11 protein-coding genes are annotated in these 10,536 nt (G+C 71.8%); 5 read left to right on the forward strand and 6 right to left on the reverse strand.

The features are described from left to right. Together WD250_10915 and WD250_10920 are read right to left on the reverse strand one after the other, a co-directional pair. Nucleotides 1-398, reverse strand: a 398-nt coding sequence (locus tag WD250_10915; GenBank protein ID MEX2620716.1) for a hypothetical protein, incomplete at its 3' end; no start/stop codon positions are given. Between the two features lie 571 nt (nucleotides 399-969). Then, a complete protein-coding gene (locus WD250_10920) occupies nucleotides 970-1,920 on the reverse strand; it encodes an IS5 family transposase (GenBank protein ID MEX2620717.1) in 951 nt (316 codons plus the stop codon). A gap of 69 nt (nucleotides 1,921-1,989) precedes the next feature. Between WD250_10920 and WD250_10925 the strand changes: the two genes are divergently transcribed. Beyond that, the gene (locus WD250_10925) at nucleotides 1,990-2,355 is read left to right on the forward strand and encodes a DUF6788 family protein (protein ID MEX2620718.1); all 366 of its coding nucleotides are present in this window, start codon (nucleotides 1,990-1,992) and stop codon (nucleotides 2,353-2,355) included. A gap of 68 nt (nucleotides 2,356-2,423) precedes the next feature. Here the strand turns inward: WD250_10925 and WD250_10930 are convergent, their stop codons facing one another. Genes WD250_10930 through WD250_10940 form a run of 3 tightly spaced genes read right to left on the reverse strand, consistent with a single transcriptional unit; the run spans nucleotide 2,424 to nucleotide 6,630 of the window. Continuing rightward, a complete protein-coding gene (locus WD250_10930; protein MEX2620719.1) occupies nucleotides 2,424-4,334 on the reverse strand; it encodes an ABC transporter ATP-binding protein in 1,911 nt (636 codons plus the stop codon). Beyond that, nucleotides 4,331-6,190 (reverse strand): ABC transporter ATP-binding protein, encoded by a 1,860-nt coding sequence (locus tag WD250_10935; protein ID MEX2620720.1) that lies wholly within the window; start codon nucleotides 6,188-6,190, stop codon nucleotides 4,331-4,333. Before WD250_10935 ends, WD250_10930 begins: the two co-directional genes overlap by 4 nt. Next, nucleotides 6,187-6,630 (reverse strand): MarR family transcriptional regulator, encoded by a 444-nt coding sequence (locus WD250_10940; GenBank protein MEX2620721.1) that lies wholly within the window; start codon nucleotides 6,628-6,630, stop codon nucleotides 6,187-6,189. Before WD250_10940 ends, WD250_10935 begins: the two co-directional genes overlap by 4 nt. Before the next feature lie 95 nt (nucleotides 6,631-6,725). Here WD250_10940 and WD250_10945 point away from each other — a divergent pair, with 95 nt between their 5' ends. Both WD250_10945 and WD250_10950 read left to right on the forward strand, forming a co-directional pair. Continuing rightward, a complete protein-coding gene (locus WD250_10945; protein ID MEX2620722.1) occupies nucleotides 6,726-6,971 on the forward strand; it encodes a hypothetical protein in 246 nt (81 codons plus the stop codon). Beyond that, nucleotides 6,968-7,399 (forward strand): PIN domain-containing protein, encoded by a 432-nt coding sequence (locus tag WD250_10950; protein MEX2620723.1) that lies wholly within the window; start codon nucleotides 6,968-6,970, stop codon nucleotides 7,397-7,399. Before WD250_10945 ends, WD250_10950 begins: the two co-directional genes overlap by 4 nt. A gap of 305 nt (nucleotides 7,400-7,704) precedes the next feature. On the opposite strand, the gene WD250_10955 is transcribed toward WD250_10950, so the two are convergent. Beyond that, a complete protein-coding gene (locus WD250_10955) occupies nucleotides 7,705-7,845 on the reverse strand; it encodes a hypothetical protein (protein ID MEX2620724.1) in 141 nt (46 codons plus the stop codon). Between the two features lie 479 nt (nucleotides 7,846-8,324). Here WD250_10955 and WD250_10960 point away from each other — a divergent pair, with 479 nt between their 5' ends. After that, on the forward strand, nucleotides 8,325-8,552 hold the full coding sequence (locus tag WD250_10960) for an RCC1 domain-containing protein (GenBank protein ID MEX2620725.1): 228 nt from the start codon (nucleotides 8,325-8,327) through the stop codon (nucleotides 8,550-8,552). 146 nt (nucleotides 8,553-8,698) lie between these two features. Further along, on the forward strand, nucleotides 8,699-10,536 hold a 1,838-nt coding region (locus WD250_10965; protein MEX2620726.1), incomplete at its 3' end, for a hypothetical protein.

Consider the following 10,536-nt stretch of genomic DNA (forward strand, 5'->3'; position numbering starts at 1 on the left):
GTGACCTCGATGGCGGTCAAGACCCCGATGTCGGCGGCGTGGACGTTGCCGTCAAGATCGGTGAACGCCTGCTCGGATGGTTGGGGGAAACGGCCGGCCAGGCCCGCCGCGCGCAGCGTCCGCACGATGAACGCCGCCATCTGGTCGCGGCGTACCAGACCCGCCGGCTGGTAGGACCCGTCAGCCAACCCACCGGCGATGTCATGGTTCCACGCGCAGTCGACGTTGCCCCGGTGCACCTCGGGAATCAACTCGCGGTCGGTGAACGGAGCCGGCGCACACTCGCTGTCCTGCGCGCTGGCGGGTAGTGGCAACGCCAGCAACGTCACCGCAACGCTGAGCGCCACGCCTGCGCTGAGGACCCGCCACGGCCGACCCGCACACCCGACTGCAACCATTCCACAACCCCCTGTCCGGGGTGAACCCGACCCAGCAGTCCGTCACCAACATCGCGCGGCCTGTCGAGCAAACACCCTAGTACCGTGTCCCACCGACGGTCCGGCTACCCCCGATCCAAGGGGGGGCAGTCTGCCACATTGCGACTGCAAAGCCCAGGCCGTTCAGAATTCGTGGTCTCTCAGCTACTGATGGTAGATCAGGGTTGGTGTGCTTCTCGTGCTCCAGTTTGAGTTGGATTGGCCCGCAGGATTGGAGCACGAGGGCGGCGATGGCGCCGGCCAAGTGGAATCCGAAGCCGCGGCGGGCGATCAGTCGGACGCGTGCGTTCATGCTTAGAGCGTGCGCCGATAGGTGGCTGGGAGGGCCGGGATTCGGCGGGTTGGTGTGCGTGTAGGTGGGCGCGCGGGGCGGCGCTGAGAGGGCAGGTCCGTGTCGGCGTCAGGGGTATGTCGAGAGTGGCTGCGCTCTCGGCGAACATGCTGGGAAGTGACGGCGTGCGCGCGCTTACAGCGCTGAGGTGAGGGGCCGGGGCTTGGCGGTGGGGAGTAGGGGGAGAAGGCGCCGGTCGGGTCAGGTCGGGGTCGCAGCGGGGCTCCACCGGTCAGCCCACTTGAAGAGCTTGACGGTGAGGATGAGCGTGACGGCCAGGGCGATCTGGGCCATGCGGTGGATGGTTCTCCGGTCGGTGTTACGCCGCAGCTGACCGAAGTTGGAGAACCACGAGTTGCTGCGCTCGACCGCCCAACGCAGCCCGAGTCCCAGCGACTGCTTGTCGCCGTTGCCCTTGCTCCGGGCGTTGCCCTTGCTCGGGGCGTTGGCCGTGCGCTGCTCGTCCTTGTCGTCGTTGTCCTTGTCCTCCGTCGTGCGCTCGGTGACGTTCTTTCCTTCCCCGCGCTTGCGTTTCTTGGCGATGACGGCGTCGGTGATCCCCGACGTGGCGCACAGTTCGCGGACGCCGGCGGCGTCGTAGCCGCGGTCCAGGTGCAGTGTTTCGATCTCGGTAAGCAGTCCCCGGCCCTCGATGGCGTTCAGGGTGGGTTCGAACAGTTTGATGTCGTTGCGGTTGGCGCCGTCGATGGCCCAGCCGATCGGGATGCCGTCGCGGTCGGTGGCCAGCGACCACTTCCAGCCGAGCTTGCCCCGGTCGGTGGGGTTTCGTCCGGTGCCCTCGCCGCCGCACGGCGCCTTGTGCAGGCTGCCGTCGATGGACACCTCCGACAGGTCCAGCCCCTTGACGCGGTCGTAGCCGGCCAGCGCCTGGTCGCACAGCGCGTCGAACACCCCGGCGGCGATCCATTCGTCGCGGCGGCGCCGCAGGGTGGTCGCGCTGGTCTTGAGCAGCCGTGCGGCGGTGGTCCACGAGCAGCCCAGCACCAGCCGGTAGACGATCCCTTCGAAGCAGATCCGGTCGTGGATGCGGGGCCGGTGGCAGCCCAACGGGTGGTCGTCGACTGGGAGGGGCAGCAGTCCTTCGACCGCGGCCCAGACCGCGTCGACCACCCGGGGGTGCAACGCTTGCACGAACGCCCTCCACGATCGTGAAGTAGCAATACTTCACAAGTATGCTGGAGGCGACCCTGGAGGTGTGGGATGTCCGCCCGACCCGACCAGTCGCGCCGCCGCGCCGCCGAGCAGCGCCGCGCCGAGATCACCGCCGAGATCGCCGCGCTGCTCGCCGCCGGCCCGCCGCTGCCCGGCAGCCTGGTCACCCGCCACAACCGCTGCGCCAACCGCACCTGCCGCTGCCGCGCCGACCCTCCGCAGCTGCACGGCCCCTACCCGGCGTGGACCCGCAAAGTCGACGGCAAGACTGTCACCCGCTCACTCAACGCCGACCAGGTCGCCCGCTACCAGCCCTGGTTCGACAACGCCCGCCGGCTCCGTGAACTGGTCACACAGCTGCACCAGCTCGCCGTGGAACAGGCCGAGACCGCCGAAGGATGGCCCCGCACCTGACCCCAGCCACCGTCACCTATTGGCGCGCGCTCTTATCCTGGACCTCCACCGCGGAGGCCCCTTGCGCTCTACCGCTCCGTGTTCGACCAGGCGGCGTACAGGCTGGCGTAGCGCCCGCCGAGGCGCACCAGCTGGTCGTGGCTGCCGAGCTCGACGATGCGCCCGTCGTGCACCACGGCGATGCGGTCCGCCCGCATCGCGGTCGCCAGTCGGTGGGCGATCAGGATCGCGGTGCGTCCCTCCAGCAGGGTGTCGAGCGCCCGCTCGACCTGCGCCTCGGTGGCGAGATCCAGGTTGGAGGTCGCCTCGTCGAGGATCAGGACCCGTGGCCGGGCGAGGAACGCCCGGGCCAGCGCCAGGAGCTGGCGCTCCCCCGCCGACAGCGTCACCCCCCGCTCGTGGCAGGGGGCGTCGAGGCCGCCGGGCAGCCGGCGCACCAGCATGTCGAGGCCGACCGCCTCGCAGGCCTGCCACACCTCGTCGTCGGTGGCGTCGGGCCGGGCGAAGGCGATGTTGTCCCGCATCGTCCCGGCGAACAGGAACGGCTCCTGCGGCACGGTCCCGAGCTGGCGGCGCAGGGAGGCGAAGGTCACGCCGCGCAGGTCGTGGCCGTCGAGGCGGACCGCACCGCCGGTCGGGTCGTAGAAGCGCGCGAGCAGCTTGACGATCGTGGACTTGCCCGCGCCGGTCGGTCCGACCAGCGCGACGGTCTCGCCCGGCGCGACGTGCAGGTCGACGTCGTGCAGCACCGCACCGCCCGTCCGGTAGGCGAAGGTCACCCGGTCGAAGCGGATGTCGCCGGCCACCGCGGGCAGCGCCTCGGCGTCGGGCCGTTCGGGCACGGCGGGCTCCTGCGCGAGCACGCCGCGCAGGTAGGACATCCCCGCCTGACCCCGCTGGTAGGAGTTGTAGACCTGCACCAGCTGCTGGATGGGCGCGAACAGCTGGCCGAGGTACAGGACGAACGCGGCCAGGACGCCGACGGTCAGGGTGCCCCGCAGCACCATCCCGCCGCCCACCGCCAGGATGAAGGCCTGCCCGGCGATCCCGACGAACTCGCTGCCACCGCTGTAGGTGGCCGCCAGGCGCGCGGTCGCGTCGTTGGCGTCACGGTAGGCCCCGACGACGTTGCGGTGCTCGACGACGTTGTGGCGGTGGCGGTTGTGGACCGTGACGACGCGCACGCCGGACAGGTTCTCGGCGAGGTGCGCCACCACGTCGGCGATGCGGTCGCGCACCCGCCGGTAGGCGACGTCGGACCGCCCCCGAAACCACACCGTCAGCACCCCCATGACGGGCAGGACGGCGAGCAGGGTGAGGGCCGCCAGCGCGGGGTTCAGGACGAAGAGCGCGACGGTGACCACGACGAGCACGAGGCTCTGGGCCATGAACTGGATCAGTCCCTCGTGGAACAGCTGGGTCAGCGCCTCCACATCGCTGGTCATCCGGCTGATGATGCGACCAGCCGGCTCGCGCTCGTAGTAGTCCAGCGACAGCCGCTGCAGGTGCGCGAAGACCTGCCGGCGCAACCGCTCGAGCGAGCGCTCCCCGATCCGGGCGGTCCAGCGTGCCCGCGCCCAGCCGAGCAGCCACCCGACCAGGGTGAGCCCGAGGAAGACCGCGCACACGGCCCAGAGCACCCGCAGGTCGCCGGGTCGGATGCCCTCGTCGATGCCGATCTGCAGGAGCAGCGGCCCGGCCTGGGTCGCCGCGGTCTCCAGGAGCACGAGCACCCCGCTCGCGGCCAGGGCCCGGCGCTGGGGGGCGAGGAGCTGGCGCACCGACAGCGGGCGGCGTTCGGGGGGCTGCTGGCTGAACGTGGGGGCGTCGACGTCGTGCTCGGGCTCGCGGGCGAGCTCGGCTTCGACGGCCTCCTCCAGCTCCTCGGGGATCCCGGCGAACGGCAGGTTGGCCCGCCGCGACGCGCCGAACGCGCCCTGCCCGGCGATGCCGCTCATCCCGCCGAAGTGCGCGCTCATGATCTCCGCTCCGGGGCGGGGTCGCGGTCCAGGACCCGGGCGTAGCGCGGCTCGGTGGCCAGCAGCTCGCGGTGGTCGCCGCTGACCACGATGCGGCCGTCCTCGATGAGCACGACCCGGTCGGCCAAGTCGATGGTGGACAGCCGATGGGTGATCAGGATCGTGGTCCGCGCCCCCGAACGGGTCCGCAGGCCACGGTGGATGGCATCCTCGACGACGGCGTCGATGGCGCTGGTCGCATCGTCGAGGACCAGCACGGCGGGATCGGCGAGCAGTGCCCGGGCCAGCGCGACCCGCTGGCGCTGCCCGCCAGACAGGGTGTAGCCGCGCTCACCGACCCGGGTGTCCAGGCCGCCGGGCAGCGCCTCGATGAACGCCGCCGCCTGGGCGGTCCGCGCGGCGGCGAGGATCTCCTCCTCGGTCGCGCCCGGCCGGGCGTAGGCGAGGTTGTCGCGCAGCGAACCGGAGAACAGGAAGGGTTCGTCGAAGGCGACGCCGACGGCGGCCCGCAGGCTCGGCAGGGAGACGTCGCGGACATCGTGGCCGTCCACGAGGACCGCGCCAAAGTCGACGTCGTAGAGGCGGGCGAGCAGGCGGGCCACGGTGGACTTGCCGCACCCGGTCCGCCCGACCAGGGCGACCGTCTCGCCGGGCGCGATGTCGAGGTGCACGTCGGTCAGGACCGGATGCTCGGGGTCGTACCCGAAGCGCACCCCCCGCAGGGCGACCGCTCCCTTCGGGGCGTCGAGCACGACCGCGTCGTCGCGGTCGCGGATCGAGGGCTCCCGGTCGAGCAGCTCGTAGACCCGCCCGGCCGAGGCGCTGGCCCGCTGGGCCATGAGGAGGATCGATCCGAGCATGCGAAACGGCGGCTGCAGCAAACCGACGTAGGCGGAGAAGGCCACCACGGCGCCGACGGTGATCTGGTCCTGGACGACCAGCCAGCCGCCGTAGCCGAGCACGAGCACGATCCCGATACGCGGCAGGTTCTCGATGACCGGGGCGTAGGCCGCGCGCACGTCGAGCTGGCGGATGCTGGCCCACCGCAGCCGGCGCGCGGCGCGAGCGAGGGCGTTGACCTGCTGCTGCTCCGCGGCGAACGACCGGACCACGCGCACCCCGGAGACGTTCTCGGCGACCACACCCGCGACCTCGGCTTGGCGGGACTGGACGAGCCAGGACAGCGGCGACAGCAGCTGGCGCATCCGCCCACCCGCCACCAGCACCCCGAGCAGCGGCGCGATGGCCACCAGCGTGAGCGGGACGTGCACCGCCACCATCAGGCCGATGGCGATCCCGAGACCGATGAGGTGCATGGCCATGAGGGGGGCGAAGCTCAGGAAGAGCTGCACGGCCCGCACGTCGCTGTTGGCTCGCGAGATCAGCTCCCCGGAGTCCACCGTGTCGTAGAAGGGGAACGGCATCCGCCCGAGGTGGGCGTACAGCAGGACCCGCAGGTCGGACTCGAGGTCGAAGGAGAAGCGGAAGAGGCTGGAGCGCTGGAACCAGGTGAACCCGCCCCGGGCGACCGCGAGGCCCAGCAGGGCCCAGACGTAGGGCGCCAGGCCGGTCTGCCCGGGCACGAGCACGTCGTCGATCGCGGCCATGATGACCCGCGGCGCGGCGACCTGGGCACCCATGGCCACGACCGCGCACCCCAGGGCGATCAGCAGCGTGCGCTTGCGGGCGGCGACCAGCGGCCAGACGCGCCGCAGCCACCCCTTCGTGCGGTCGGGGTCCACGAACGCGGGGGGCGGGGCGTAGCGCGGCGTCGCGGCGACGGGCTCGAACGGGCGATCGCGTGTGCCGTCACCCCCGACAAGGCTGGCCAGGTCGCGTTCCAGCGCGGAGGTCACGTCGGACCCAGCCGGCGGTCGCGGTCGATGTCCAGTGCCTCCTCGAGGGCGCGCAGGCCGGCGGTGGCGGCCGCGCGGCTGGCGGCGGGCAGGGGCTCCAGGAGCCCGGCGAGGCGCTCGCCGACGACCTCGTCGGCGGTCGCCAGGGCAGCGTGTCCCTCGGCGGTGAGCGCGTGGTGGACCCGCCGCCGGTCGACGTCGTCGCGGGTGCGCGCCACCAGGCCCTGGACCACCAGCCCGTCGACCACGCCGGTCAGGGTGGGCCGGGAGACCGTCAGACGCTCGGCCAGGCGGGCGGCAGCCTCCGGCCCCCGCGCGAGGAAGCCCAGCACCCGGTATTGCGGCAGCGTCAGCCCCGTCTTGTCCAGTGCCCGCTCGACCAGTCGCGACAACCGCGCGACGGTGTGCGACGCGCTCGACTGCAGTAGTTCGTCAGCCACATGGTTAGGTTACCAAACTCTAACCGCTGGCGGCCCGGCTGACGCTGGCGGCGTTACTTGACATGCGGGAAGCATGAGCATGCTACAGTAGGAGCATGTTGACCCGTCGCCTGCAGGTCCTCATCGACGAGGAGCGACACCGCCGGCTGGAAGCGGAGGCCGCCCGGCGGGGGGTCGCTGTGGCCGTGCTGGTGCGCGACGCCCTCGACGCCGTGTACCCGACCACCGCCGAGGAGCGTCAGGCGGCTGGTCAGCGCATCCTCGACGCCGCGCCGATGCCGGTGCCCGACATCCAAGCGCTGCGTGCCGAGCTGGAGCAGCTGCGCGGCCGCCGCGGATGATCCTGTTCGACACCACCGTGCTGGTATACGCCGTGGGAGCCGAGCATCCGCTCAGACAGCCGTGCCGTGACCTGATCGCCGCCTTGCGAGAGGGGAGGCTGCGGGCCTCCACGACCCCCGAGGTCCTCCAGGAGTTCGCGCACGTCCGCGCTCGACGCCGTGCGCGCTCGGACGCCGGCGCCCTCGCCAGGGACTTCGGCCAACTGTTGCGACCACTCGTCGTCGTGGACGAGGACGACCTGCGCGACGGACTCGACCTGTTCGAGCGGCACGACGAACTCGGTGCGTTCGACGCTGTCCTGGCCGCCGCTGCGCTACGCCGCGGCGCGCGTGCCCTGGTGTCGGCTGACCGGTCTTTCGGGTCGGTCGAGGCGCTGCGCTACGTCGACCCCTCCGAGCCCGACCTGCTCGCGCGCCTGGAGCCCTAAGTGAGTGGTCTGGCACGGAAGTTCGCGCACGTATCGCTCATGCCGCGGCAGAGAGAGGCTCGTGGACAGCGAGGCGTTTGACGAGCAGGTCGAGGTCGTGGCGGGTGAACTTCCACTACCGTGCGCTGGATCACCGAGAAGGAGATCTCCACCTGGTTCAACCAGGAGGCGTGGACGGGCAGGTGGACCAGGTGGGCGTTGTCGTAGGCGTCGCGCAGCCGGTCGATGGACGCCTGGCCGCGGTGGGACAAGCCGTTGTCGACGACCCAGACGAACCCTGTGTGCCGACGCGTAGGGCTCGGTGGTCATGACCTGGTCGACCAGGTCATGAACGGGGCGATGCCGCTGGTGTCCTCGCAGCGGCCGAAGATCTTGGCGCGGTGCACGTCCCAGGCGGCCAGGTAGCAAAGGGCCCCGCCGCGGTCGTACTCGTGCTCGACACGCATGGTGCGGCTGGCGGCGGGGGGCAGAGTCGGGTGGCAGGCGTTGCTCGTAGAAGCGTTTGCGCCACTTCGACACGACCTCGCGGCGGGTGTCCAGCCGGGCGGCGATCTCGTCATTGCGCAGCCTTTGGGCTTGGGCGGTGTACAGCACGATCTTGGCCCGCATCACGTCGCGATACGGCAACGTATACGTGCGGGCGCGTGCCTCAAGCTTGGCGCGTTCGTCCGCTGCGAGTTCGATGGTGTATGGGCTCTTGCGGGGCATGGCCTCCCTCCCTGGGGAGAGGCCATACGTTAGCCAGCGTCAAGGTTCCGGGCCTGGTCGACGGCTTCGAGGGCACCCCGACCCGCAGAGCGGGGCGACGGCGAAGCGGTTCTGGCACGGCACTCGGGAAAGTGCTTGACCTCGGCCGGCCTCCATAGTTCATTACTCATGTAATGGACCTATGTGGTTCGCACTTCGGGCGGGGCTGTCATGTTCGATGACCGTAGTCCGGGGGGCCAACGAGTCCGGCCCCCTCGGGGACGCCACGACGGTGGAGCGCACGACCCCGGTGGTGGTGGACGGGCTGGACGACGCGGTCGCGCTGGCGGCCGGCTCGCTGCACACGTGCGCGCTGCGCGAGGGCGGGAGCGTCGCCTGGGGGGCAACGTGTTCGGCCAGCTCGGGGACGGCACCAGCACCGATCGCCCCACGCCGGCAGACGTGATCCGGACCGACCAGTGACGACAGCAAGCACCACCACCGACCGCTCCCACCCGTTGGGGTGGCGTAGGAGCTCGGCGGCAACGTGACGCACGAAGGGGGATGGCGATGATGACCCATTCGCAGCACGCAATCCGAAGCGTCAGGGGCATGCGGGCACCGCTACGGGCGCTCGCGCTGCTGGTCCTCGCGCTCGCCTTCGGGGGTTGTGCGGGCACCGACGCGGAGGAGGAGCGTGCGGATGCCGACGGTTCGCAGCGGATGCCCGCTGGCGTGGCCGGCGCTGACGCCGGCACGCAGGGGCGCATCAGCGCGGGCGTCGACCACACGTGCATGGTGCGTGAGGGCGGGACGGTCGCCTGCTGGGGGGCCAACTCGTCAGGGGAGGTCGGTGACGGGACCACCACTGGCCGCACTGCTCCGGTCGCGGTGGACGGGCTGGACGACGCGGTCGCGGTCAGCGCCGGTGAGGCCTACACGTGCGCGCTGCGTGCGGCCGGCACGGTCGCCTGCTGGGGGTCCACTCCGGAGGGGGAACTCGGCGACGGGACGCGCGCCGACCGCCACACGCCGGTCACGGTGAACGGGTTGGACGACGCGGTCGGGGTGACCGCGAGGGGACGCTACTCGTGCGCGTTGCGTGCGGACGGCACTGTGGCGTGTTGGGGAGTCGGCAGCCCCACCCCGACGGCGGTCGGCGGGGTCGGATGGCGGCCAGGGGCAGCGCTGTCGGACGCGGTGGCGGTCTCCGCGGGGTTCCGCCACGTGTGCGCCTTGCGCGAGAGTGGCGAGGTTGCGTGCTGGGGCAACAACGAAGCCGGCCAACTCGGGAACGGCACCTTCAGCGGCAACGAGGACACCCCGGTCGCAGTGGCGGGGTTGACCGATGCGACCGGGGTGTCCGCGGGCGCCGGTCACACGTGTGCCGTGCGCGAAGGGGGCGCCGTCGCCTGCTGGGGCAACAACGACGTGGGGCAGGTCGGGGACGGCAGCACCAGCTACCGTGCCACGCCGGTGGCGGTGGAGGGGCTGGACGACGCGGTCGCGGTCACCGGTGGCATCCATCACACGTGCGCGTTGCGCGAGGGCGGCGCGGTGGCCTGCTGGGGGCTCAACAACTCCGGCGAGCTCGGCGACGGCACCACCGCGTTGAGCACCACGCCCGTCGCGGTGGACGGACTGGACGACGCGGTGGCGGTGACCGGCGGCGGGGGCCACACGTGCGCGTTGCGTGCAGGGGGCGACGCGGTGTGCTGGGGGTCGAATGAGTTCGGGGAGATCGGTGACGGCACGAGCGTCGCGGTGCCGCAAGCAGTCGCTGTCGAGGGACTGGGCGATGCGGTCACCGTCAGCCCGGGCGGCAGTCACACCTGCGCGCTGCGTGCGGGCGGCGCCGTCGCCTGCTGGGGGGCAAACGGCAACGGACAGCTGGGTGACGGCACGACCGACCCACGTCCCACCCCGGTGGTGGTGGACGGGCTGGACAACGCGGTCGCGGTCACGACCGGGATGGCGCACACCTGCGCGGTCCGTGACGCCGGTGGTGTCGCCTGCTGGGGGGCCAACCGCTCCGGACAACTCGGCGACGGCTCGACCACCGCCCGCCATACGCCGGTCGCGGTCGAGGGTCTGGACGACGCGGTCGCCGTCAGTGCCGGCCAGGCCTACACGTGCGCGCTGCGCGAAGACGGCACCCTGGCCTGCTGGGGAGCCAACCCCTTCGCACAACTCGGCGACGGCTCGACCACCGACCGTGCTACGCCGGTCGCGGTCGAGGGCGTGGACGACGCCGTCGCGGTGACCGGCGGTCACCTGCACGCGTGCGCGCTGGGTGATGGCGGCGTCGTCTGCTGGGGGCGCGGCCCGGGTCCGGACGACGTCACCGGCACACCCACTGCGGTGGAGGGACTGACGGATGCGGTCGCGGTGGCCGCAGGTGCAGCGCACACGTGCGCGTTGCGCGAGGGCGGTGCGGTGGCCTGCTGGGG

Source organism: Egibacteraceae bacterium, assembly GCA_040905805.1.
Classification (GTDB): domain Bacteria; phylum Actinomycetota; class Nitriliruptoria; order Euzebyales; family Egibacteraceae; genus DATLGH01.

Excerpts from the sequence above, each read along its gene's own strand:
- WD250_10925 (MEX2620718.1), top strand. The coding sequence starts at position 1,990 with ATGTCCGCCCGACCCGACCAGTCGCGCCGCCGCGCCGCCGAGCAGCGC.
- WD250_10930 (MEX2620719.1), bottom strand. The coding sequence starts at position 4,334 with ATGAGCGCGCACTTCGGCGGGATGAGCGGCATCGCCGGGCAGGGCGCG.
- WD250_10945 (MEX2620722.1), top strand. The coding sequence starts at position 6,726 with ATGTTGACCCGTCGCCTGCAGGTCCTCATCGACGAGGAGCGACACCGC.
- WD250_10950 (MEX2620723.1), top strand. The coding sequence starts at position 6,968 with ATGATCCTGTTCGACACCACCGTGCTGGTATACGCCGTGGGAGCCGAG.
- WD250_10955 (MEX2620724.1), bottom strand. The coding sequence starts at position 7,845 with ATGCGTGTCGAGCACGAGTACGACCGCGGCGGGGCCCTTTGCTACCTG.
- WD250_10960 (MEX2620725.1), top strand. The coding sequence starts at position 8,325 with ATGACCGTAGTCCGGGGGGCCAACGAGTCCGGCCCCCTCGGGGACGCC.